The following is a 24,678-nucleotide window of genomic DNA, read 5'->3' as shown; positions in this document are numbered from 1 at the left end:
TTTCATTGCAAGCTTTTGCCAAAAGGGTTTCTAAATTTAAAATAAGAGTTAAAAGAGCTGCCTTTTCACAGCTCTTTTATTAGGCTTTTCTGTTAAATTACTTTTGCTTACTAATTCAAAATAAAAAATGAAACTTAGAAAAACCTTTATAACAATTTAAAATTGTTTATTCCCTGCTCAAGCCAATTCTTGTAAAACTCAATATCCGGATTGTAAGCCGTTGGAGCATTGAGTTCTTTTCCTTCATGATCAATCAGGACATAGTAAGGCTGTGCGTTGGTTTTATATTTCAAAATCTGAAATTCGCTCCATTTCTGACCTGTATATTTTAGTTTTTCACCGGTAATTTTCGAGACTATTTGTTCTTTTTCAGAAAGTTCTCTTTTGTCATCAACATATAGCGAAATTATAACCAAATCGTTTTTTAAATGCTTTAAGACATTTTCATCCGGCCATACTTTTTCTTCCATTTTTCTACAATTCACACAGGCATATCCTGTAAAATCAAGCATTACGGGTTTATTTTGTTTTTTAGCATAAGCCATTCCTGTTTCATAGTCATGAAAAGTAACCATATCATGCGGTCCTTGTTCTGCTCCATCCGGCAGAGCTGATTCTGCTATAGAAACCGTACTTTTTGAAGAACCAATTCCATCAGGTGATTCGCTGTAATGCATTGGAGGTGGAAATCCGCTGATTAATTTTAAAGGTGCTCCCCAAAGTCCGGGAATTAAATAAATGGTAAAAGTTAAAACCAAAAGTCCAAATCCGAGCCTGCCAACTGAAATATGATTCAGTGGCGAATCATGAGGAAGCGTAATTTTCCCAAATAAATAAAAAGCCAAAGCCCCGAAAACCGCAATCCATACTGCCAGAAAAACTTCTCTTTCCAGCAAGTGAAGCTGTAACACTAAATCTGCATTCGATAGAAATTTAAATGCCAGCGCCAGTTCCAAAAATCCAAGCACTACTTTTACGGTATTGAGCCATCCTCCGGATTTTGGTAATGCATTTAACCAACCCGGAAAAGCGGCAAACAACGAAAACGGAAGTGCAATAGCCGTAGAAAACCCCAGCATTCCTGCAATTGGTGCTATTCCTCCTTTTGAAGCCGCCTGAACCAACAATGTCCCCACAATTGGCCCAGTACATGAAAATGAAACCACTGCCAAAGCCAGAGCCATAAAAAAGATTCCGATTTGTCCTCCTCTGTCTGCCTGAGAATCTACTTTATTAGCCAGTTTGTTTGGAAGAACAATTTCAAAAGCGCCTAAAAATGATATGGCAAAAACAACTAATAACACAAAGAATATCAGGTTAAACCAAACGTTCGTAGATAGCGCATTGAGAGAATCTGCTCCAAAAACAGCCGTTACAAGCGAGCCTAGTAAAACATAAATAATGATGATGGAAATTCCATAGATTACTGCATTTCTAATTCCTGCCGCTTTGGTTTTACTTTGTTTGGTAAAAAAACTAACTGTCATTGGAATCATTGGAAACACGCAAGGTGTCAGCAAGGCCGCAAAACCTGATAGAAACGAAACAATGAAAATAGCCAAAAGTCCTTTATCCTGATCTGAATCATTTTTGGCTGTGTTTGAAACAGCATCAGTCTTTTTCTCTGAAACTGTTTTAGTTAAATCAAAAACCAATTCAACACTCTGAAGTTCTGAAACTTCCTTTTCATTTCCTGCTGTAAATTCAACAAAAGCATTAACTGAATTTAGTTTTTTTGAAACTGTTATTTTCTGTCTAAAAATGGCTTTCTTTTCAAAAACTTTTGCTGTGGTTTTTAAAATAGAATCTTCAATTATTTTGCCTTCATCTTCAGTTGTATTTCCTAAAAGAGTGAAACCGCCTTCACTGTCATCAAACATAAAAGTTGTGGCAACAGTACTTTTTCCCGGAACATTCTGAGAATATAAATGCCAGTTTGAAGCAATTGCCGCTTCTGCAGATAAAATATATTCCTTGTCAGAGACTTTTTCTACAGCAGTTTTCCATAGTACCGAATCTTTTTTTTGTCCGTAACCAAAAGTAAAGGTCAAAAAGAAGAAGAGTAAATAAATTATTTTTTTCATAAAAACAGCTCTTTATTTAATTTTAAAAAGCAGTTCCACTTGCTTCGGCGGAAGACATTTGGTATCATCACAAGCCATAAACTCTACATTTGCATTAATTTGTTTTGGTGCTTTGTCTTTAATTTTAATGCGCTGTTTAAAAATCGTCTTATTTTCGAAATACTTAATTTTCATTCCGTAAATCGGATCATTCACGACATGGCCTTCTTCTTCTTTGGTGTTTCCTTTTTTGAGATATTCTCCTTTTCCGTCAAAGGAGAATTTAGTTGGCAGAGGTCCGTCTTCAGGAACGGTCTGTGAATACAAATGCCAGCCTTTTTCTATCGCAGCCTTGGCTATAAGTTCATATTCTGATTCTGATATTTTCACGACACTTGTCGTCCATTTTACCGGATTGTATACTTGTGCACTGACAACTCCTGAAAACAAAATCATCAGTATTGCAATTCCTTTTTTCATTTTTGATATTTTTATTTTTTCAGTACTATTTACTTTGTGGTATCGATTAACCACTTATAACCTCCGGATTCTGTGAAGAATAATTTAGATGAATTGTCATTGAACCATTTTTCCCATTCCTGCGGATTTTTCTCTAAACCTGTATAATGGGTAAGCACTCTATTGGCTAGATCTGTTTCCTTACCGCTTTTTAAAAGTGCAATACACTTCTCTAAAAGTTTTTTGTCATTATTCCCAATTCCAAGCTTTTTAATATCATCATCCATTTTTAATTCATAGAAACCATCAGGTTCAGAATACAAGTACTTTTTGTTGTCTGCTAAATATTTCTTTAATTTCTCAACGTTTTTTGCATATTCAGGTTTAAAGAATTTTCCTGACTGCTGTTTTACATACTCTTCCCAAGTCGGAATAGGAATTGGTGTAGATTGTGCTTTTACAATGGCTTCTTCCATTTCACTTACTTTCTCGCCTTTATCTTTCTTCGCCAGTATTTCTTTAATTGTCTTTTGGCTTTGCGCATTTACGTCGTTTATATAAGATTTATAATGTTCAAAAGATTCTTTGTTCAAACTACCAATCATATCATCAATATAGGTTGCTCTAACCGCAATCCTTTGATTGTACTTTCTTGCAATAGGTTTTTGTCCTTTAAATTGCTTTATGTACACTACCGCATTAGCAAAAACCTGTTTCGCTTCTTCTGTCATATAATCCGGCGAAGCTGAAAATCCCCATAATAGAAAATTCCCATGACGTCCAATCGCAACCGCTCCCACATCTTTACTGTTTACACCGCTAGAAATGTATTCCGCATCGGGAGAATCCAAAAATCCGTCGCCTCTTGATACCAATCCAACACGATACCCTTTTCCTTCCATATATCCTTCTTTCTGTACACGCCACATCGGAATTTCTTTTGGCACATTTTTTCCTGACGGATAATGGAAAATTCCGTCGGGAGTTGGTTTCGTAACCATTGTAAGATTTACAGCAAAAGGGCCTTTAAAAATGGGATGCTCTGTTTTTAAATGATGAGCATCGGCATCTAAACACAAACACAGCCAATCTAATTTAAGGCCAATAGTTTCTCCCATCATTGGTGCGGTATGACCAATAAAAACTGTAGGAAAATCAAAATCCTCCTTCAAGTATTTTGCAGGTTTATATGTTGGTGTTCGCTCTCCTTTTTCCCAAGGGTTAATTCTCTGATCAAAAATGGTAACATCATAAGATACAGACATATCCATTGTATAACTTCTGGCATCTACTGCTTTAACGTTTGTGAAATATTCTTTTAAATAACTTTCAAATGCATTAAAACGAGTTTTAAAATCTTCTCTAAAACGCTCAGGAGAATAACCTCCCGTACCTGTTGAAGCATTAATAAATGCATCATCTAAAGGAATCGCAGGGTCATATCCTACATATAATATTGACAATTTTTCTTTTGTGTGCTGTTGTGCAAAAACTGAAACAGCCGTACAGAACAGCACTGCCAGCAATACTATTTGAACTCTTATTTGTTTCATTATATCTTATTTAAATTATAATTTTAAATCTCTGCTTTTCGTATTGGGCTGTAAACACTGTTTAATATCACAGGTTTGATAAAAAAGTCCCGCCTTTATTACAGCATCTTTTTTCAGATTTTCCACCGAAAAATATCTGATAAAGAAAATCTCTCCTTTGTAAACAAAAATATTGTCTTCATAGGGATACGAATTGGGCTTAATCCAGTCTCCCAAAGGATTTATACTTTCCGGAAGTTCCAGTACCATTTTATATTGAATGTAAGGCTGTGTACTTGGAACGTATGCATAGATATGCCAGCCCTCCAATAATTTAGCTTTAACAATTACCGCTGCCTGAGTTTTTTTACTGTTCCATACTAACTTTGCATCTACAGCAACAGGATCTGAAGCAACGGGATCTTTTATTTTAAAAGCTCCCGCTGCTTTTTGTACTTTTTTTACAAAAGACGGATCTACAGAATTTTGGCCAAACGTTTTAATCGTAAGGACTAAAAACAGCAGCCAAACATATTTTTGAATTATCTTCATTCTACCGTTTGTTAAAATCCTGATATTATTTACCAGCGAAAATTGCAGCCAGATCTTTATCCATTTTGGCATCGTCTTCTTCGCCTCCGTCATATCTCGCAACGATAATTCCGTTTGGATCTACTAGAATTTTGGTTGGCAGTACATGGATGTTATAACCGTCGCTGATGTCTTTTTCAGGGTTTATTTTTTCATAAGTTCCTTCTTTTAGCTGATATCCTCTAAGCACATGTTTCCAAACTCCAATTCCGTCTTTTTCGACAGCTTTTCTCCATTTGTCATGCGCTCTGTCATCGTCTGAAACACCTAAGATTTCTAATCCTTTTGATTTGTATTCGCCATACAGTTTCAATAAATGCGGGTTTCCTTTTCTACAAGGCACACACCATGAAGCCCAAAAATCAACCAAAAGATATTTTCCTTTAAAATCATCCAGTTTAATTGGATTTCCGTTTATATCTGTAGTATTGAAAGGCCCAGCCGGTGCACCAGGAACACCTTTTTTCATGTTTTCGATTTCTTTTTCTAAATCTTTAGCCAGTTCTCCTTTTTTGTATAATGGATTGAAGCTGTCATAATAAGCTTTAGCTTCGTCATATTTCAGATTTCTCGAATTCATTCTTAATAACTGTAAGCTGTAGTACGATTTCGGATTCTCTTTCATGAATTTGAAAGCTGCATCTTCATACTCTTTATACATTGGTTCTAAGCGTCCTCTGGCATCATTATCTTCATATTTTATTGCTTCCAGAACTTCTTCGCTTTTTTTGGCCGCTCTGGCATCATCATACTTTTTTCTAATGGCATCAAACTGATCGAGTTCTTTTTTATATTTTAATTTAATCTTGTCGATACTGGCATCAAACTTATAAGCATCATCCTGTGCTTTAGAACCTTTTAGTTTTGTCTTTTTAAAATCTGCGTAGTTTAACTGTAAAGTCATTGGTGTCGCTTCTGCGAAAAGAGACACATACGCTTTATCTGTCATTTTTCTTTGATCTGAAGTATTGGCAATTGCAATGTATTCTACAGGATCTTCTAATTCTCCGCTGATTTGAAACTTTCCTTTAGTGACCTGAACAGTATCTGTTTTTTTTCCATGTAAAAAATAAATTTTACCATCTGTTAAACCTGTAACAGTTCCGTCTATTTTAAATTTGCCCTGAGCTTCACATTCATTTGCGAAACCTTGAAACAGCAAGCATACAAGTGCTGTTTTTATTATATTTAAACTTTTCATTTGCTTTCTTTTTAGTTTTAACTAGACATTATTTGGTCTTAAAAATCTTTGCTAGATCTTCGTCCATTTTTTTATCATCAGCTTCGCCTCCATCGTATCTTGCCACAATAATTCCGTTTGGATCTACTAAAATTTTAGTTGGCAACGAATGAATATTGTAGCCTTCGCTGATATCCTGATCTACATTTATTCTTTCGTAAGTTCCTTCTTTATACTGAAGTCCTCTCAAAACATGCTTCCATACTCCGATTCCGTCTTTTTCGACTGCTTTTTTCCATTTATCTTCGTTTCTGTCATCATCAGAAACACCTAAAATCTCTAAGCCTTTTGGTTTATATTCAGCATATAATTTTAATAAGTGCGGATTTCCTTTTCGACACGGTACACACCATGAAGCCCAAAAGTCGATTAAAACATATTTTCCTTTAAAATCTTCCAGTTTTAACGGATTTCCGTTGATGTCTTTTGTGTTAAAAGGTCCAGCTGGTACACCAGGAATACCTTTCTTCATTTTTTCAATTTCAGCTGCTAAATATTTGGCCGTTTTAGTCTCTTTGTAAAGCGGATTAAAACTGTCATAATAGCCTTTAGCTTCATCATAAGTCATTCCGTTTAGATAATACAATAAAGTACTCATACTAAAATAAGACTTCGGATTGTCCTTTAGAAATTTCAATGTAGCTGCTGTAATCTCTTTATAGGCGGGTTCCAGCAATTCTTTTGCGTCGTTGATTTCGTATTTGATTGCCTCTGTCGTTTTCTCGTCTTTTTTTGCTGCTACGGCATCATCAAACTTTTTATGAAGTGCTTCAACTTTATCAAACTCCTTTTGATATTTTTTCATGATTTTATCACGAATAGCATCATATCTATAACTGTCATCCTGAGTTTTTGATCCTGTCAAAATAGCTTTTCTAAAATTTGAATAATCTAATTTTAAAGTCTGCGTTCCCGGTTCTGTCAAAACAGAGGTAAAGGTTTTTTCGTCTCTGTAATTGATTTCAGCATCTTTTGCCACACTAAGATTATAGACTGGTTCGTCCATTTCTCCTTCAATTTGAAACTTGCCGTTTTTTACTTCTACAGGGACAACTGCATTGTTCTTATATGTATAGATTTTCCCGTTAGTCAATCCTGTAATTGTACCGTTTATATGGAATTTTTGCTGTGCTACTGCACTATTAAAAACGGACAAAAGCAGACTTAAAATGGTTATTTTGATTACACCTAAATATTTCATGGTTGTTTATTTTTAAGTTTTCCAGGTTTTATAAGCTTTCAATTTTGGTTTTTAATGCCAATACCCTTGCGTTTGGTTCGTCTCCTTTATCAGTAGCTTTTTTGATGTAAGCGTTGATGTTTTCCAAACCTTTTTCTTTATTGGCAGTTTTCAAATAAAGACTTGCCAGACAAAAATTTACAGCCAGTGATTCCGGATCTGTATTTTTCACGCTTTCGACCATTGCAATTGCTTTTTGCTCTAATCCTGCTTTATCTAAATCAGGATTAACCGCCACACTGTAAGCTGTATTGATGTATGAACCTAATGCTTCTTTCTGATTTTTTGCAAATGCCTCATCTGCTTGTTTTTTATTAAACTCAAACCATTTGTCGTATTGTTTTTGAGCTAAATAATGCTGTCCGTAGTAGTATGTTTTATACTGACTTTGCTGTGGAGACACATAATCTTTTTCTGTTTCTGCAATCGCTTTATCCAGTTCCGGTAATGTTTTTTTGGTCGCTACTTCTACTAAATATTTTGAAATTGCAGTTCCAACTACATAATCATAACTTTCTTTTCCGATGTACGGTTTATCGATAAAGGCTTTTTTGTTTTTAATTAAATAATTGTAAACTTTACTTTTGTAGTCAACTCCAGCATGTGCAATAACTGTAAATCCATTTTCTGTTAGATACTGCTCTGGTTTCATTGTTGGAATGACCTCTTTACCTACTTTTTCAATAGCATCCAATTTATAGGCTGTGTATAAAGCTTTTACATATTGCGCCAAAAAAGCAAAATCACGATTTCCTGACTGATATTGTTTCTCCAGATTGTCTAATTGTTTAGAAGGATCGAAAGCAATTTTTGCCTGCTCAATAAAATCTTCTGCTTTTTCTGCACCTGTCGCTCTGTGTACCACTTTCCCGTCAGCATCCATAAAAAGCAGTGTTGGATAAGCACTTACATCGTATGTTTTCGTTAATTCAATTCCTTCACCTTTTTCCATATCCATCTTGATGCTTACAAAATTGGCGTTCATATAGTCTCCAACATTCTGTTGTGGAAATATATCTCTGGCCATCATTTTACAAGGGCCGCACCAAGTAGTAAAACAATCCATAAAAACCAGTTTCTTTTCTGCTTTGGCCTTTGCCAAAACTTCTTTAAATGTGCTGTGTTCAAAGGAAATTCCCTGTGCACTCAATTTTGGCAGTACCAATAACATTACTACTGCAATTGCGATTTTTTTCATTTTTTGTTGATTAAGATTTGTTGTTGTTATGATTTTTTTCTTTTAAAAATGCCTTAATTACAAGACATAGATTGGGCTATTCACTTATAAAAAATAAGCGAATTCTTATATTCTGAAATTCAAAATGAAATACAAGGCTAGAGAAGTATTATAGAGGAAAAAGCACTTCTCTAACCTGTAATTTAAAGTTTAATACGATGGATTTTGTTTAATAACATGATTTCCTGCATCTATAGATTCTGTTGGAATTGGCAGAATAAATTTATCTGAATTTGTAGCCGATGCTTTTACATCAGATACTTTAAATCCTGAACCAAATCCGTCAGCGTAATCATATCGGATTAAATCAAACCAGCTTTCACCGCCTTCGGCATATAATTCGGCTAATTTTTCATAACGAACTGCTGTTAAAAATTGTGCTAAGGAAATGGTGTTTGGATAAGTTTCAAATCCATTTCCGCCAGTTGTTACAGCTCCTGCTCTTGTTCTGATCGTATTTATAGCAGAAAGTGCTTCCGGAGTTACAGCATTGTTAGCTCTTGCGCTGGCTTCTGCTAAAATCAAATATACTTCTGCTATACGCATGTGGTAGAACAATTCATTTGTTCCTGTCGTGAAATAACTAGTATATTTAGTCGTATAGTAACCGCCATATTGTGAATTGGTTATAAAGATAGATGTTCTTGCATTATCATAAGTAATCGTTTGTGAACCAACCGTTATATTGCCTGCAATAGCGGTTTTATACACCTGCGAAATATTTGCCGAAAACCCGCTGTAATAGTTCCCAATTCCTAATCCTGCATCTGATGCCCCCGCTGTCCCAAATAAAATTTCTGAACTTGTAAAAATAGCCTCAGAATCATGCTGATCGAAAATAGCGCCGTAAGTAGGTTCCAGCTTAAAATTCGATCCCGCATTAGCTATAATATCCTGACATAAAGCTGCCGCATTAGCATAATCACCTTTATACAATAATACTCTTGCTTTTAAACCTTTAGCAAAGGTTTTATTGGTGTATTTTTTACTTCTAAGATCCGGAGCATTTGCAATTCCTTCATCCAAATCTGCGATTATAGCAGTATACGTTTCGGCAACGGTATTTCTTGGACTAATATCAGAATTCTTTACCGGTGCTGTTCGAATTAAAATTCCGTACTCTGAATTCACATCATAAAACTGTCCGAAAGTACGAAGCAGGTAAAAATGACCCAACGCTCTTAAAATTTTAGCTTCAGCCAAAATCTCGGCTTTTCTTCCCGGAGTAGTAAAAACTTTCTCGTCTAATACTGTTACTTTTTCGATAAGCCAATTGGTTCTATTAATCAAGTCGTACAAGCCACCATATATTCTACCAGTGTCATTCCCTCCGCTTGCAATTGGATTATTTGTTGCCCAACCTAATGGCTCAGGCCCATTACTGCTTGAACCATTGTTACTGTAACCGCTCATAATATCGGGTACTAAATAGAATATAGGAAATGCACCTCCTGAACTTTTTTGTCTAAAAGTAGCGTAAGCACCAGTCAATGCTAATTCTGCCGCCGATTCACTATTGATTGCTGTTTCAGCTTCTAATGCATAAGGCGGCTTATAATCGTCCAAATCCTCTGTTAACTGACAGGAAGCAGTAGTAAACAATGCTGCACTTACTAAACCTATGTATATATATTTTAAATTTTTCATTTCTATCTTTTTTACAATTATTTACTATGAATTAGAAAGTAACATTTAGAGAAAATGTAAAAGTTCTGACATTTGGATAAGAATTTCCTCCGTCTCTTGTAAAACCTGTCGTTCTGTTTGCAAAAGAACTCATAATAACATCTTCCGGATCAAGTCCAGGGTAATCGGTTATTGTGATTAAATTATTACCGCTTACAGCCAATCTTACTTTACTAAGACCTGTATTTTTAAATAAACTTGATGGTAAATTGTACCCAATAGAAGCGGAACGTAATTTAATGTACGAAGCATCTACAACTGCTCTCGAAGTAGCAGTATAGCCATTTGTTGGAGAGCCATATCTGGCGTAAGGTGCATCTGTATAAGTTGGTGTCCATGTCTCAAAAACTTCATGAGTAGGATTTGTAATTGCGTCAGTATAATAAAGATTGGAGATTTTCTCGTACTGTCTCTGAGCCCCTTGAGAGAAGTTCCAGTTCATGATAAAATCCCAATTTTTATAAGTTACCGTATTGTTCCAGCCTCCAAAATAATCCGGATTAATGTCTCCAATCGGACCACGGTCTAAGGTTGTAATTTTTCCGTCGCCGTCAATATCTTTAAAAATATAATCTCCAGGCTGTGTCAGAGAGCTTTGATACACACCTCCTGCTGCGGTATTCAATGCGTTAATTTCTTCCTGAGTCTGCGCAATTTTCACAACATTATATCCTGTAATTACACCAAGCGGCTGTCCCTGAATAACGGTTTGAGACCCTGCACTTCCTCCGTATAGATTGTCTACATTATTTTTTACAGTTGAAATATTGAATGAAGAATTCCATCTGAAGTTTTTAGTTCTAAAAATATCTACGCCAATTAAAAATTCCCATCCTTTATTAGATACATCGGCCACATTGGTATTCCAGCTTATTGATCCTGTTTCGTATGGAAGCGGTGTAAATAAGATAATTCCTGAAGTATTTTTTTCAAAGTAAACCAGCTCTCCTGTTAGACGGTTATTGAATAAACTAAAATCAACTCCTAAATCCAGCTGCTGCGTTTCTTCCCATCTAATTTTAGAATTAGGAACTCCTGTAACTGCTATACCATTTTTTCCATCATAGAAAGAATCATTATTTTCTAAGGACTGATAATAAGCTAAATAGGTGAAAGACGGAAGATTATCAGAACCGGTTCTACCAATTGAAGCTCTTAATTTTAACTGATTGATAAAAGACACCTCTTTTAGAAAATCCTCGTTATGCATATTCCAGGCCAAAGCTCCTGATGGGAAAAATCCATAACGGTTATCTGGTCCAAACTTGGTTGATCCGTCTCTTCTTGCTGTAAAGGTTGCCAGATATTTCGATTTGTAACTGTAATTTACCCTTCCAAATATAGAGTTAAGTCCCTGTTCTATACTTTCACTTTCAACACCGTCTCTAAAATTAGAAGAACCTATATTGATTAAAGTATCATCATCAGGAAAACCTCTGTAATGCTGAGCATCTGCATCATATCGTGTATGATTCCAGGAAACACCGGCAACGGCATCAATTCTATGATTTTCGCTAATGGTTTTATTATAGCTTAAAGTATTCTCAAAAGCTGTTGTCCACCCTTCGTTGTGTTGTATATCCAGTCTTGCACCAGGTCTGTCATAGTATAATGCATAAAACAATGCATTTGTACTTTTTGAAGTATCAAAAGAATTGGATTCATCCGAATTTACAGAAGCATTTAACTGAGACTTAAATTTAAGTCCTTTAATAATTTCAACTTCTCCATAAATCGAACCCAGTAAATTTTTGGAAATTGCTTTTTTTCTGGTCTGCATACCATCTCCTAAAGCAGTGTATTGCTCACCATAGTTTCCTACGAAAGTAGAATAAGAACCATCTTCATTATATGCCGGAAGATCTGGTCTGAAACTTCCAAGGGCAAGAGAAGAAAATCCTTTATTTTTATTAACTGAATAATTGTAATTAACAGATCCTCCAACTTTGAAAGAATTGGTTACATTGACATCTAAATTAGTGCTAAAAGTGTAACGTTTAAAATCATTTTCGATCATAACACCTTCCTGATCAGAGATTCCTGCAGACATCATATAATTTACACGATCCGTTCCTCCGTTTACATTAAAACTATATTGTGTCCATAAGGCATTTTTATTGGTAATCAAATCCTGCCAGTCGGTATTGGCTTTTCCAAAATAGGTATCAGGACTATTAACTATAGCATATTGTTGCGGAAAATAAGGCCAATACATTTCCGGATAAGCATTTAATGTCGCTTGTGCCTGTACAGTCGCAAAATTTTTATAATCATCTGCTGATAAATAATCGTATGTTTTTACCGGATTCTGAAATGTACTTGCAGCATTAAAAGAAAACTTTGGTGCCTGATTTCTTTTTCCTCTTTTAGTTGTTACAATGATAACTCCGCTAGCCGCTCTTGATCCGTAAATTGCTGCTGCTGAAGCATCTTTTAAAACATCTATACGTTCTACATCATCCGGATTAATTGCCAAAAGCGGATTTTCTCTTGAACCATAATTAATTAATCCTAAACTTTCAGAGTTTGGTGTAATCGAGATTGGTGTTCCGTCAATCACATATAAAGGCTGGTTATCCCCTCTAATCTGTGTTAAACCACGAATGTTGACAGAAGAACCTGCTCCCGGAGCCCCGCCTCTGCTCGATACATTCACTCCCGGAATTTTTCCGATCAATGCATTATCAATTGTTTGTGTTTTAATCTGCTGAATATCTTCTGAAGTTATAGAACCTACTGAACCTGTAAGATCTTTCTTTTTCGTCGTTCCATATCCCACTACCATTACTTCTTCAAGAGCACTTACTTCTTCTTTCAGTACAATAGAATAAGTGGTTTTACTTTTCGTGATTTCTTCAGTATACAACTGAAAGCCAATCCCGCTTGCTACGATATAATAACCAACTTCGGCTGTGATACTGAAAGTTCCATCAAAATCAGTTGTAGTTCCTCTAATTACGAAGTTTTTGTTATTTCCTGCCCCAGTTGGTTTGTAACTGGAAACGTAGACTGTAATTCCCGGAACTGGTTGTCCGTTTACGTCGGTTACTTTTCCTTTTATTTCAATAGATTCTGCAATTTCCGTTTTTGGTCCTTTTTGAACCGGAATTTCTTTAATAATTATAGTATTATTGGAAGCCACTTCATATTTAAAATTTCCTTTCGAAAGGCTTTTTTCCAGAAGTGTATTTACACTTATTGTACCTTTTTCAAGTTCTATTTTAGGCAGATTATCAAACATATCTGAGCGGTACACAAATCTGTATTTTGTCTGCTTTTTGATGATCTCAAAAATCTGGTCAACACTAGCTTTTTGGTCATTCTTAATTACAATTTTTACATTTTGAGATAAAAGTTCTAATGGAGTAAAGCTGAAAAGCGCCAGAGAAAGAAAAAGAATAATGGTTCGCATAATTAAAGTAGAAATGCTTTTTCTTGTCAAGAAAGCATCTTTAATAATTTTAATTTTCATAATTTTGGTTTTGGTTTATCAGTTAATCTTGAATTAATTATAAGTCCTATCACGGGAAAAGATGGTTTGTACTTCGACCCACTAACCACTTTTCCCTTTTTTTATCAGCTTATAATTTCCTTTCTTACTTAAAAATTACAGTCTTTTGGTTTATTTCATACGGTATCTTGTTTGTGTTACTAATTATATTTAAAATTTCCTCTATTTTCTGATCTTTATCTAATATTCCATTAAACGTACTGTTTTCGATCGCTTTGTTTCTAAACTCAGTTTTAATATCATACCATCTTTCCAGTACTTTCATAATATCTTTTAAAGGCATTTCCTGAAAACTGAAAATTCCTTCTTTCCAGGAAACTTCATTAAATACATCGACAGTCGCGACACGAATACGATGATTTTCTAATACGGACTGATCTCCAGGTTTTAGAACAGTAGAATTAAATGATCCTGATAAGTGTACTTTTCCTTCCACAAGCGTTGTATAAATGGTTGGTGTATCCTGATACGCTTTGATATTAAATTCGGTTCCCAGTACTTCTACATTCTGGTTTTGTGTTATTACATTAAAATGTGAACCTTTGTGTGCAGTACTTGGCGAAACGTCAAAATAAGCTTCACCATAAACCAGTTCAACCTGACGTGGTTCTCCATCTACAAAACTTACAGGAAATTTTAGTTTTGATTCTGAGTTTAACCAAACCTTAGTACCATCAGCTAATTTTATAAAAAACTGTCCGCCTCGTGGTATAGTCAAATAATTATAGGCAACAGCCTCTTTTCCAGACTGATTGTCTTTATAAATAATTTCGGTTCCGTTACTGTGCACTCCTGTTCCATTATAAACAGATCCTTTGCCTAAAGCGACTTGCTGCCCGTTTGCCAAAACTAAAATCGCTTTATCTGTTCCCGGAGTAATAATCGATTTAGTTACAACAACTTTGTCTGGTTGTTTTTCGTTCAAATGATTTTTCGAAAAATAAATAGTCGATCCCAATACCAGAACTGCAGCCGCAGCGGCATACTTCCAGATTGGTAATTTCTTCACCGGAACGTCAATTTTATTTTGAATGGCTGCCCAGCCTTCCTTTTTATTAATCTGCTGTAATAAAGCAGCTCTTTCTTTTAAAAGTTTTTCATCGGTAAGATGTTCCAGTATATATTCTTTGTCTGATTCTGCAAAAAGATCAGAATCAGCGAGGGCTTCTGGTTTCTCACGTTTTAAAATGGAGGAAGCAGTACGACTGGATAGGTCAATTATTTTATTGAAAATAGACATCTTATAATGTGTTATATATTACTAAGACGACGAAAAGAAAAAGGAGGGTGAAAAAAGATTAAAAAAAAAAATATATTTTTTTTAAGTTATTTCTAAATACCATGATTTTTTGACATTGATATCAATAATTACATGCTTAAAAAGCACTAATTTCTAATCTCAAATACAAATGCAATAATGAAGAAACAGTCTTTCAGAAGCGGTTTTAAACGCTTGTAAGCGATCTTTTTTTGTGTTTTTATAGTATTTAAAGAAACGCCCAATTCTTCTGAAATTTCGGTATTACTTAATCCTTTAATACTCAATTTTATAATTTGGGCACACTTTGCCGGCAGTGTATTTACAGCTTTTTCTATCAGCTGGGAAGTTTCGGAAATAACCACTTCTCTTAAAAAGAATGGATCCGTTTCTATTTGAGCAAAATCAGTTTTACCAATTGACTCTGTAATTTTGTAATGTCTGCTTTTTAAATAATCAAGAGAACGGTTTTTTACAGCAGTATACAAGTAGGATTTAATTGTTGCATCATCCTGAAATTCGGTTTTGTCTTCCCAAATCTTAATAAAAACTTCCTGAACAATATCTTTTGATACTTCTAAATTCTCAATATACTTGTTGGAAAATAAGCATAACGAAGGATAGAGCGTATTAAAAACGCTTTTATATTCCTTTAATGTTAAAGACTGCACTCCCATATTTCCTTTTTTGAAGCCTAAAAAATTCAAGTTTTCATTCCTCTTCACTTATCTCTTTATTAAGAAATTGCATAATTAGGAATAATTTAAATCGTCATTTTTAATGCTAATATAAATAAATTGTTAATTGACGCACAAAGTGTCATCCCTTAGAAAAATGTCTTTACTTTGGTTTACTTTATGAAAAATTTAGAATTAACATCCTGTAAACTCGTCAAATACTGCCTTTTTTACGATTTTGATATAAATTTTAATCAAAAATTACCTGATTTAGAAAAAAGCTAATTTAAACAAAAATTACACTTTTAATACCTAAAGTAAGATTATACAACATTTTTAACATTTAATAATCTCACATTCCGAGATATATTCAAAAACTATAATCAAAAAATTAACAGACTATTCTGCACAAACCAATCAATTGGATACGTTTTATTTTTTATTCTCTTTTTAAAATACATTTTTGAAATACAAATTTATATAAATTCTATAGAATTAATAGATAATAATATTATGCTAATTTGTTAAATAAAGATGTATTATCTATCAAAACACATTTAACACACTTAAAATCTGAATTTTAAGCTTCAACTATTTTTTATAAAAAAGTAAATAAAATAAATTCAGCTTTCAGAAAATTCTCAATTTATTGTTTTAATTGATTAAATTAAATTCTTAAAAAAGAAATTATCCCTCTTGATTTTAAGAAAAAACAATATATTTGCCACTCACAATTGAACAAAATGAGCAATCAGATTATTACCCTTATTATTATCAACGTTATTATTATCGACCGATATTAGTAAAGGGAATTTTATATAAAAGTATTACAGTACAATTTTTAAAACCTCCCTTTCCGGGAGGTTTTTTCGTTTAGAGCCGACATGAAAAACGTAGTATCAATTATTATCGCAATTATTATTATTCATCTCCATTGATGAGTCAGGATCTTATTGCGTAATAGAAACCTTTCTCATCTTCCTGAGAAAGGTTTTTTTTTGATCCTTTCCGAAAATTATTCAACAAATTATATCACTAATAAATACCAAACATTCAATGAAAGAGCAATACACCTTAACGTTTTACACCGAAGATCAAATGGGACTAATCAATAAAACTGCTGTTATTTTTTCCAGAAGAAAAATTTGTTTTGAAAGTTTCAACATTTCTCTTTGTGAAATTAACGGTATGTACAGATTTACAATTGTCGTTACTGAAACCCGCGAAACAGTAAGAAACCTGACCTTGCAAATCGAGAAAATCATTGATGTTTATAAATGTTACTTTAGTACAAATTCTGAAATAGTAAGCGTGCAGACGGCATTATTTAAACTTCCAACCGATGAAGTAACTCGAAATAATGTTCAGGAACTAATGCAAAAACACAATGCAAAATACAGCGTTTTGGAAAGGGATTACACCATATTTGAAATAACAGCACAGGAAACAGAAATTGATGTTTTAATAGAATGTTTGATGGAATATAAAATGATCGAATTTGTCAAAAGTCCGCGAATTGCTCTAATTAAATCAGAAAAAGGTTTGAGAGCTGATTTTGAAGGTTTATAAAAGTCTTTTTATCCTGTAAAAGGTTGTTTGAAGCACTGTAAATGTCATTTGTCTAAATTTAAATGAAATGAAGAAAAAGATTATTTAATTAGTGTAATTAAGTTTCGACTATCTTTAAAGTATACTAACCTATTTCTAAACAAAAAAAATATGCAGTCTCGCAGAAAATTCATCAAAAATGCCGGCATTTTTTCGGCAGGTTTATTGGCTATTCAATCGGAAGCTTTTGGATTTAATTCGAATCCTTTTGAGTTTCCTCTAAAAGATTTTATAAGCCAAAGACCGCCTTTGGCAGAACGTAAATTTACCAGCAAAGCAATTGAGGCTGCTATTGTAAAAGTTAAAAAACAGATTACAAATCCAGAGCTGGCATGGATTTTTGAAAACTGCTTTCCCAATACTCTCGATACTACAGTTGAATTTGAAATTATAGATGGTAAACCTGATACGTATGTTATTACAGGTGACATTGATGCAATGTGGCTTCGCGATAGCACGGCTCAGATTTGGCCTTATATTCCGTTTGTGAAACAAGACCCAAAACTGGCCGAATTGGTAAAAGGTGTTATCAATCGTCAGGCGAAATGCATCCTTTTAGATCCTTATGCGAATGCATTTTATAAAGATTTCAACAAAGAAAGCGAATGGAAAAATGATTTAACGGATATGAAACCGGGAATCCATGAAAGGAAATGGGAAATAGACAGTTTGTGTTATCCTGTTCGACTGGCTCACGGTTACTGGAAAGAAACGGGCGATATTTCTATGTTTGACAGCCACTGGAAAGAGGCCATGAAACTAATCCTGAAAACATTCAAAGAACAACAGCGAATGGATGGCAAAGGTGGTCCTTACAGTTTTCAGCGTCAGACGGCCTGGGCTACAGACGGAGTTCCGCTTTCGGGTTATGGTTATCCTGTAAAACCTTGCGGACTGATTGTCTCTACTTTCAGACCAAGTGACGATTCTACGCTTTTTGGCTATCTGATTCCAAGCAATATGTTTGCGATTGAAATATTGGGTTATCTAATTGAGATTTTCTCGCTTCCGGCTTTAAAAGACAGCGAAATTGTTAATCAGGCAACAGAACTTAGAGCACAAGTTCAGAAAGGATTAAATGAACACGGAATTATTGATCATCCTAAGTATGGGAAAATTATTGCTTTTGAAGTAAACGGTTACGGAAGTTTTCATATGATGGATGATGCGAATGTTCCTTCTCTTTTATCACTTCCCTATTTAGGGGCTATTGCTCCCAACGATCCTTTGTATCTTAATACGCGAAAACTGGTATTGTCTGAAAATAATCCGTTTTTCTGTAAAGGAACTGCGGGAGAAGGAATTGGAGGACCACATACAGGTGTCGATACGATCTGGCCTATGAGTATCGTTTTGAGAGCCATTACCAGTATTGATGAAAATGAAATTAAAAACTGTATCAGCACTTTAATTAAAACCAATGCCGGTACCGGATTTATGCACGAATCTTTTCATAAAGATGATGTGACCAAATTTACCAGAAAATGGTTTGCCTGGGCGAATACATTGTTTGGCGAAATGATAGTACATACGAGCATAAAATATCCTCAGATTTTAAAAGATAAAAATTTGTAACTATATTTCAAAAATAAAAGCCTTCATTACCTGAAGGCTTTTGTCATTATGTTTTCAAACTAATCTTTTATCAGAAAATCTAAAAAATGAGCCATGATTTTATTATTCTGTTCTATAAATTGTGTCTGACTTAAAATAGTCTGAGAGGACTGAATGTATTTATTTTCAATTAATTCGTCTTTTCCTTCCAAAACCATGTTTCGCATAGTTTTGTCTGTAACTTCAAAATGAAACTGAAATCCAAGAACCTGATTATTCAGTAAAAAACCTTGATTTTCGCATCCTTCTGATTGAAATAAACGAACTGCATTTTCGGGAATTGTAAAGGTTTCTCCGTGCCAGTGAAAAACATTTAAAACTTTCGGAACATTTTGTAATACTGGTAATTTTACATCTGTAACCTGAATAGGAAACCAGCCGATTTCTTTTTCTCTATTATTCGAAACTGTACCTCCCAAAACATGCGAAATAAGCTGTGCGCCCAAACAAATCCCGATTACTATCTTTTGAGAATCGATAGCTTTTTTAATAAATTCTTTTTCTTTTTTAAGCCAATGAAAATTAGCTTCATCGTGAACACTCATTGGCCCGCCCATTATAATTAAAACATCTGTCTCGTTTATATCCGGAAGTATTTCATTATTATAAAAACGAGTATAAGTCAAATTATGACTGTTTTTTGAAATCCATTCTTCCATAGACCCTAAACCCTCAAAATGAACATGCTGCAAACAGTGAATATTTAATTTTTTAGCCATTATTAAATCATTTATAGAAATGTTATTGAGCAGCTAAATTAAACCGAATACTATCAATTTACCTGGTCCAGTTTTTTATTTTTAAGATGTTATAAAATAGATTTTTTGTCTGATTCTAAAAAAAACTCCAAAATCAAACGAAATTGGAGTTTTTCAATTTATATATTTCTGCTTATTTGATAAAATCTAAAATATCTGCATTAACTCTATCTGCATCTGTTGTTGGTATTCCGTGACAAAGACCCGGATAAGTAATTAATTTTCCGTTTTTTACCAATTTTGCTGCTCTTAAAGCTGTTACACTATAAGGCACAATCTGATCATCTTCCCCATGAATTATCAGTACAGGAAAATCGACACTTTTCAAATCTTCTGTAAAATCGGTTTCAGAAAATGCTTTTATGCAGTCATAATGTGCTTTAATTCCCCCGTTCATTCCCTGACGCCACCAATTGTCCTGAATTCCTTTTTTAATATTGGCTCCTTCTCTATTGTAACCATAAAACGGAAAAGTAATATCCTGATAAAACTGCTGTCTGTTGTTTGCCGTGTTAAAACGAATATCGTCAAAAACTTCAATTGGTACACCATCAGGATTATTAGCATCTTTAATCATGTACGGAGTTACGGCGCTAATTAAAATTACTTTAGATACACGACCTTTACCATATTTCGCAGCATAATGAATCGCCTCACCTCCACCTGTAGAATGTCCAATATGTATGGCATCTTTTAGATCTAAAAATTCCGTCAATTCTGCAACATCTGCTGCATATGTGTCCATTTCATTGCCCGTATAAGTCTGCGTAGATCTTCCGTGTCCTCTTCTGTCATGTGCAATAACCCTATATCCTTTATCCAGAAAAAATAACATTTGTGCATCCCAGTCATCTGCTGATAACGGCCAGCCGTGATGAAAAAAAAGAGGTGTTCCTGTTCCCCAGTCTTTGTAATAAATCTCTGTTCCGTCTTTTACTTTAATTTTAGCCATTTTAATTTTCTTTTAGTTATTATTATAGATTTTCATACCATTCTAAAATATAATCTGCGACTGCTTCCCAGCCTGGTTCTCCACAGATAAAGTGACTTTTTCCCTGAAAAATTTTTAAATCCACCTGACTGTTTTGGTCTTTGTATTTTCTTGCCAGCGTTGTAGTTAGCGAAGCCGGAAAAATTGCATCGTTTGTCCCGCCTACAAACAAAATAGGTTTATGTGGTTTACTAAAATCAATATTTGAAAATGAATTTAAGACCAATTCCCGACTTACTTTATAACTTTCAGGCACCGCAATTGTATCAAAAGCTTTTGCCCTGTCCCTATGTTGTAAGGTGTTAAAAAAGCATTTGTCATACCACTCACGAGTTCCCATAAAATATTTACCGGAAGAGAAAAACCCAAAAGCAGGAAGTACAGACTTTAAGGTGGTAAAGGGCGGAAATACATTTTTTGGTGGTGCGCCGTCTATACTTACTGCCGCTGCCACTTTATTCAGTTCTAATAACTTCATTGCCGCCATTCCCGCCATTGAATGCCCAATTACCAAAGGTTTTTCAGACAGACTGTCTGCCAGTTTTGCAATATTATTTACTACATCGATAAAACCGGTTTTGGTAAGATCCGGATGAACTGTTTTTCTTAAATCTGCAGGATTTCCGTCATGACCAGGATTGGCCGGTGTGTAAACCGTATAGCCTTTTTGTTCGTATCGTTCTTTCCACTTTGCCCAGCTAACGTCGTTTACAAAGTTTCCGTGTATAAGAATAATGGATTTTGATTTTGTCATAAAATTGATATTTAATTAGTAAACAGCTTTTTATAATTATAGACAATTCAGTTCTTTTAAACTGTATCGAAAATCAAATATGGAAGCCGTGCTTATTCCTAATGCAAGAAAAAATCACGATTTTTTTTAGCCATCTGATAGTGAAAAAGAAAATACAAGAAGCATGCTAAACAACTAATTTACTAAATATCAGCCAAATACAATAAAAATCAATTATCATATTCACTATATTTCGCAAATTCATCATATATCGCAGATACTATTTATGATGAGTTCATAAAACCTAAACAGACAAAGAAAAAAGGAACTGGCACATTATTAGAATTTATTTTTGAAACAAATTAAATCTATAGATTTATGAGCTTGTATCAACTTCAAAAAAAAGCGATTGTATTAATTGATTCTTTTAATAATTTTCTTTCTGAAGGGGGGAAATTATATACTGTAACTAAAGAAACCGTTTAGGGAATTTCGGAAATCAAATTTGGGTGATAATCTGTTTTTTATTTCTCTAATGGCAGTATAAATTTGAAAGTACTGCCTTTTCCCAGTTTACTTTCAGCCCAAATTTCGCCATGGTGTTTTTTTACAAATTCATGACAAAGCAGTAATCCTAATCCATTTCCGATTTCATTTTCTGTTCCTTTCTGGATTACTTTTTCATTAATTTTAAAAAGCTTTTCTTGTATGTTTGCAGGAATTCCGATACCGTTATCACGAATAGATATTTCTGCTTTTTTATTGGTCTTATAAAGACTGACTACAATTTCGCCTTGTTGCTCTGTAAATTTGATAGCATTGGTCAGTAGATTTCTTAGTACAGTATCAATCATATCTTTGTCAATAGATGCAACAACAATTTCTGTTGATTCAAATCTTAAATCGATGTTTTTGTTTAATGCCGTATTGATATTGAGTTTTATATTTTCTTCAATTAAACTGTTTAGATCCACTTTTTTCGGATTGTACTCTATCATTCCTGTCTGCATTCGTGACCAGTTCAAAAGGTTTTCCAACAGTTTATAAATGTTTCTGTTAGAATCATGAAGCATTTCCGTAATTTCTTTTATTTCTTCACGACTGTACGTGTCAATTTCATGAGCTAAAATTTCGGATAAGGCAAGCGATGACCCCAATGGTCCTTTTAAATCATGAGCAATTATAGAAAAGAAAAGATTTTTGTCTTTTAGCAGTTTCTGTATTCTAAGATCCTGTTTCTCTTTTACCAGCAGTAAAAAACCAACTGTTCCAATAAGAGTAAGTAAAAACAATCCGATGCTATAAAAGCTATCAAAATTGCTCTGTCTAAAGAATTCTGTTTGTGGATATAAATAAGTATAAATAGCTCTTAGAAAAATTAAAATTTCAAAAGAAACATAACAAAGAAGATAAAAAATACGGAACAAATTGGTGGCTTTCTCCCTAAAATACCCAATTGTTGGAGGCAGATAAATAGCAAATATTCCAAGAGACATAATGACAATTCGCGTACTGATTGTAACTCCCAAAATTGCTGCACTATTAAATGCCAGCATTGCCATAACAACTAAAGCAATTTGTACCCGATAACGTTTATTGAACTTTGCTTTATTCATCGAGATAATTGCTAGAGTCTCGCAGCAGCATCCTAAAAGAATAATCGTATTGGCAATATTAATAGAAATAAAATCCGGGACTATATTTCGTAACGAAATAAATACCCAGCCTATAGTCAGTAAAACTTTTCCAAACCCAAACGTATTTAATTTTTTTCTATTTTCTGTCGAAGCATACGATAAAGAATAGCTGAAAATAAGAATACAAACAAATAAATTTCCCCAGAAATATAGAAAAAAAACCGTTTTAGGATCTAGAGGTGATAATTCGTGCATTTATATACTTAGAATATTTTTTTACTAATCACAAATATACGAATTAGAAATAAAAAACCCCGCATCGCTGGGGCGATGCAGGGACTTTAGTTAAGATTTTTCTTTCTTAAAATTAGTTTTGTTTCTTAGCGAAAGAACAAAAAAATATTATCTATTTGGCATCAAACCAAAGTTTTGTTGTCAACAGGTCTTTTCCCTGAGTGGCAATTGCTGCCTGATAACTAACTCCATTTAATGACTGCTCTGTTCCAGGGTAGAAAAAACGCGAAGGAATCTGTCCGTCTAAAACTGTATTTGGTCCAGCTGTCAAAACTGGGTAATCTAATCTTCTCCATTCTGTAAAGGCATCCAAACCTTGTCCGAAGAAAGCAATCCATTTTTGTGTACCGATAGATTTGGCATAATTTGATGCATCATACTTCACACTTGCCTGATTCAAATAATTAGAGATTACGGTAGCATCTGTAATACCAAATTGATTGAATGATGCTGTAATGGCATTTTTATAAAGTGTTTCTGCATCTCCTGAAATAAATCCTCTTGCAGCTGCTTCAGCCAGATTAAATAATACTTCAGAGTAAGAATAAATTACCGCCGGAGATGTTGAAGTCAGGAAATAAGTTCCCGGTTTTGAAGTTTTAGCAAAACCCTGGCTATTCGCATCACTGTTTGATAATCCGTTACCACCTCCAACGTATGTGCCAACAGTTGCATCTGATGGCAATTGGGCATAAACCGGTAAACGCGGATCTGAAAATTCTTTTAATTTATTTACCATCGTTTTTGAAATACGGAAATCATCACGAGTTTCAAACCAGGCTGAAGCCGGATTCTGTTGAGGCGAACTAATGTATGTAAATTTAAAGGTATCATTATTACTGCTTAAAACTCCTGCTGCATCACTTGTAGCATCGATAGCTGCTTGTTTTGCCAAAGCTGGTTCTTTATCTGCAATTCTTAATGCAATTCTCAGACGAAGCGAATTCACGAATCTTTTCCATTTTGCAACATCTCCTTTATACACTAAATCTCCTGTTACGGTACCATTTGTTGTTCCTAATTGAGATTGAGCTTTTGCTAAATCTTCTAACAAACCTGTGTATATTTCTTTTTGAGTGTTGTAGGCCGGAGTTACTTTTTGTCCTGCTTCTTTGTACGGAATACTTCCATAAGCATCTGTCAGCAATAAAAAGGTCCAAGAACGAAGTGTTAAAGCAATTCCTTTGTAATTTGAATTGGCCTGAGCATCCGGGAAATTAATGATCGTATTTAAATCTGTGATTAGGGTTGCATAACCTGTATTCCACAAAGAAGTAAATGAAGTGTTTGAAACATCGTATCTGTCTGGTTCCGTATATTGGATTTTAGCCCAATGCTGTACAAATAGTAAAGAGGAATTAAAGTTATTTTCTGAACCCCAGTATAAATCAGCTCCTTGTTTTAATGAGCCTGTCAACAAGTAAGGTGCCAATGGCGTTTCGGTTGCATTTGGATTTTTATTAATATCATCCAAAGTATCACTGCACGAAGTCAGTGTCAATCCAAATAAGATTATATATGATAGCTTTTTTAGCATGATTTCTTGTTT

18 protein-coding genes are annotated in these 24,678 nt (G+C 34.2%); 2 read left to right on the top strand and 16 right to left on the bottom strand.

Annotated features, from left to right (window positions below; genetic code table 11):
- Window positions 1-146 precede the first annotated feature (146 nt).
- From ACFS3A_RS08855 to ACFS3A_RS08805, 11 genes are all read right to left on the bottom strand, one after another.
- A complete protein-coding gene (locus ACFS3A_RS08855) occupies window positions 147-2,084 on the bottom strand; it encodes a protein-disulfide reductase DsbD family protein (protein ID WP_379825027.1) in 1,938 nt (645 codons plus the stop codon).
- 12 nt (window positions 2,085-2,096) lie between these two features.
- The gene (locus ACFS3A_RS08850) at window positions 2,097-2,543 is read right to left on the bottom strand and encodes a protein-disulfide reductase DsbD domain-containing protein (protein ID WP_379825026.1); all 447 of its coding nucleotides are present in this window, start codon (window positions 2,541-2,543) and stop codon (window positions 2,097-2,099) included.
- 29 nt (window positions 2,544-2,572) lie between these two features.
- On the bottom strand, window positions 2,573-4,075 hold the full coding sequence (locus ACFS3A_RS08845; protein WP_379825024.1) for a hypothetical protein: 1,503 nt from the start codon (window positions 4,073-4,075) through the stop codon (window positions 2,573-2,575).
- A 15-nt stretch (window positions 4,076-4,090) separates the two neighbouring features.
- A complete protein-coding gene (locus ACFS3A_RS08840) occupies window positions 4,091-4,606 on the bottom strand; it encodes a hypothetical protein (protein WP_379825023.1) in 516 nt (171 codons plus the stop codon).
- A 25-nt stretch (window positions 4,607-4,631) separates the two neighbouring features.
- Window positions 4,632-5,846, bottom strand: a complete 1,215-nt coding sequence (locus ACFS3A_RS08835) for a redoxin domain-containing protein (RefSeq protein WP_379825022.1) — start codon at window positions 5,844-5,846, stop codon at window positions 4,632-4,634.
- 28 nt (window positions 5,847-5,874) lie between these two features.
- Window positions 5,875-7,086 carry a redoxin domain-containing protein gene (locus tag ACFS3A_RS08830; protein ID WP_379825021.1) on the bottom strand — a complete coding sequence of 404 codons (1,212 nt, stop codon included), beginning with the start codon at window positions 7,084-7,086 and terminating at the stop codon, window positions 5,875-5,877.
- Window positions 7,087-7,114: 28 nt separating this feature from the next.
- Complete coding sequence (locus ACFS3A_RS08825; RefSeq protein ID WP_379825020.1) at window positions 7,115-8,323, bottom strand: thioredoxin domain-containing protein; 1,209 nt, start codon at window positions 8,321-8,323, stop codon at window positions 7,115-7,117.
- Between the two features lie 189 nt (window positions 8,324-8,512).
- The gene (locus tag ACFS3A_RS08820; RefSeq protein ID WP_379825019.1) at window positions 8,513-10,009 is read right to left on the bottom strand and encodes a RagB/SusD family nutrient uptake outer membrane protein; all 1,497 of its coding nucleotides are present in this window, start codon (window positions 10,007-10,009) and stop codon (window positions 8,513-8,515) included.
- A 31-nt stretch (window positions 10,010-10,040) separates the two neighbouring features.
- Entirely contained in the window at window positions 10,041-13,520 is a 3,480-nt protein-coding gene (locus tag ACFS3A_RS08815; protein WP_379825018.1) for a SusC/RagA family TonB-linked outer membrane protein, read from the bottom strand.
- A 124-nt stretch (window positions 13,521-13,644) separates the two neighbouring features.
- Window positions 13,645-14,799, bottom strand: coding sequence for a FecR family protein (locus tag ACFS3A_RS08810; RefSeq protein WP_379825017.1), 1,155 nt, complete (start codon window positions 14,797-14,799; stop codon window positions 13,645-13,647).
- A 146-nt stretch (window positions 14,800-14,945) separates the two neighbouring features.
- Complete coding sequence (locus ACFS3A_RS08805; RefSeq protein ID WP_379825016.1) at window positions 14,946-15,542, bottom strand: RNA polymerase sigma-70 factor; 597 nt, start codon at window positions 15,540-15,542, stop codon at window positions 14,946-14,948.
- A gap of 1,008 nt (window positions 15,543-16,550) precedes the next feature.
- Between ACFS3A_RS08805 and ilvN the strand changes: the two genes are divergently transcribed.
- The gene (gene ilvN, locus ACFS3A_RS08800) at window positions 16,551-17,063 is read left to right on the top strand and encodes an acetolactate synthase small subunit (RefSeq protein ID WP_379825014.1); all 513 of its coding nucleotides are present in this window, start codon (window positions 16,551-16,553) and stop codon (window positions 17,061-17,063) included.
- 150 nt (window positions 17,064-17,213) lie between these two features.
- A complete protein-coding gene (locus tag ACFS3A_RS08795; RefSeq protein ID WP_379825013.1) occupies window positions 17,214-18,677 on the top strand; it encodes a glycoside hydrolase family 125 protein in 1,464 nt (487 codons plus the stop codon).
- Between the two features lie 59 nt (window positions 18,678-18,736).
- Here ACFS3A_RS08795 and ACFS3A_RS08790 read toward each other — a convergent pair whose 3' ends face one another.
- From ACFS3A_RS08790 to ACFS3A_RS08770, 5 genes are all read right to left on the bottom strand, one after another.
- Window positions 18,737-19,435, bottom strand: a complete 699-nt coding sequence (locus tag ACFS3A_RS08790) for a type 1 glutamine amidotransferase (RefSeq protein WP_379825012.1) — start codon at window positions 19,433-19,435, stop codon at window positions 18,737-18,739.
- Between the two features lie 172 nt (window positions 19,436-19,607).
- Entirely contained in the window at window positions 19,608-20,426 is an 819-nt protein-coding gene (locus ACFS3A_RS08785; protein WP_379825011.1) for an alpha/beta fold hydrolase, read from the bottom strand.
- 22 nt (window positions 20,427-20,448) lie between these two features.
- Window positions 20,449-21,219 (bottom strand): alpha/beta hydrolase, encoded by a 771-nt coding sequence (locus tag ACFS3A_RS08780; RefSeq protein WP_379825010.1) that lies wholly within the window; start codon window positions 21,217-21,219, stop codon window positions 20,449-20,451.
- Window positions 21,220-21,722: 503 nt separating this feature from the next.
- Window positions 21,723-23,090, bottom strand: coding sequence for a sensor histidine kinase (locus tag ACFS3A_RS08775; protein ID WP_379825008.1), 1,368 nt, complete (start codon window positions 23,088-23,090; stop codon window positions 21,723-21,725).
- Window positions 23,091-23,241: 151 nt separating this feature from the next.
- Entirely contained in the window at window positions 23,242-24,666 is a 1,425-nt protein-coding gene (locus ACFS3A_RS08770) for a SusD/RagB family nutrient-binding outer membrane lipoprotein (protein WP_379825007.1), read from the bottom strand.
- Between the last annotated feature and the right edge of the window lie 12 nt (window positions 24,667-24,678).

Source organism: Flavobacterium notoginsengisoli (assembly GCF_042686225.1).
GTDB classification, from domain to species: domain Bacteria; phylum Bacteroidota; class Bacteroidia; order Flavobacteriales; family Flavobacteriaceae; genus Flavobacterium; species Flavobacterium notoginsengisoli.
Note: the sequence above shows the minus strand (reverse complement) of the source record. Positions and strands in the feature narration are given on the sequence as shown.

What these genes read in the sequence shown, in the direction of transcription:
- ACFS3A_RS08855 (WP_379825027.1), bottom strand. Translation starts at nt 2,084, where the DNA reads ATGAAAAAAATAATTTATTTACTCTTCTTCTTTTTGACCTTTACTTTT.
- ACFS3A_RS08850 (WP_379825026.1), bottom strand. Translation starts at nt 2,543, where the DNA reads ATGAAAAAAGGAATTGCAATACTGATGATTTTGTTTTCAGGAGTTGTC.
- ACFS3A_RS08845 (WP_379825024.1), bottom strand. Translation starts at nt 4,075, where the DNA reads ATGAAACAAATAAGAGTTCAAATAGTATTGCTGGCAGTGCTGTTCTGT.
- ACFS3A_RS08840 (WP_379825023.1), bottom strand. Translation starts at nt 4,606, where the DNA reads ATGAAGATAATTCAAAAATATGTTTGGCTGCTGTTTTTAGTCCTTACG.
- ACFS3A_RS08835 (WP_379825022.1), bottom strand. Translation starts at nt 5,846, where the DNA reads ATGAAAAGTTTAAATATAATAAAAACAGCACTTGTATGCTTGCTGTTT.
- ACFS3A_RS08830 (WP_379825021.1), bottom strand. Translation starts at nt 7,086, where the DNA reads ATGAAATATTTAGGTGTAATCAAAATAACCATTTTAAGTCTGCTTTTG.
- ACFS3A_RS08825 (WP_379825020.1), bottom strand. Translation starts at nt 8,323, where the DNA reads ATGAAAAAAATCGCAATTGCAGTAGTAATGTTATTGGTACTGCCAAAA.
- ACFS3A_RS08820 (WP_379825019.1), bottom strand. Translation starts at nt 10,009, where the DNA reads ATGAAAAATTTAAAATATATATACATAGGTTTAGTAAGTGCAGCATTG.
- ACFS3A_RS08815 (WP_379825018.1), bottom strand. Translation starts at nt 13,520, where the DNA reads ATGAAAATTAAAATTATTAAAGATGCTTTCTTGACAAGAAAAAGCATT.
- ACFS3A_RS08810 (WP_379825017.1), bottom strand. Translation starts at nt 14,799, where the DNA reads ATGTCTATTTTCAATAAAATAATTGACCTATCCAGTCGTACTGCTTCC.
- ilvN (WP_379825014.1), top strand. Translation starts at nt 16,551, where the DNA reads ATGAAAGAGCAATACACCTTAACGTTTTACACCGAAGATCAAATGGGA.
- ACFS3A_RS08795 (WP_379825013.1), top strand. Translation starts at nt 17,214, where the DNA reads ATGCAGTCTCGCAGAAAATTCATCAAAAATGCCGGCATTTTTTCGGCA.
- ACFS3A_RS08790 (WP_379825012.1), bottom strand. Translation starts at nt 19,435, where the DNA reads ATGGCTAAAAAATTAAATATTCACTGTTTGCAGCATGTTCATTTTGAG.
- ACFS3A_RS08785 (WP_379825011.1), bottom strand. Translation starts at nt 20,426, where the DNA reads ATGGCTAAAATTAAAGTAAAAGACGGAACAGAGATTTATTACAAAGAC.
- ACFS3A_RS08780 (WP_379825010.1), bottom strand. Translation starts at nt 21,219, where the DNA reads ATGACAAAATCAAAATCCATTATTCTTATACACGGAAACTTTGTAAAC.
- ACFS3A_RS08775 (WP_379825008.1), bottom strand. Translation starts at nt 23,090, where the DNA reads ATGCACGAATTATCACCTCTAGATCCTAAAACGGTTTTTTTTCTATAT.
- ACFS3A_RS08770 (WP_379825007.1), bottom strand. Translation starts at nt 24,666, where the DNA reads ATGCTAAAAAAGCTATCATATATAATCTTATTTGGATTGACACTGACT.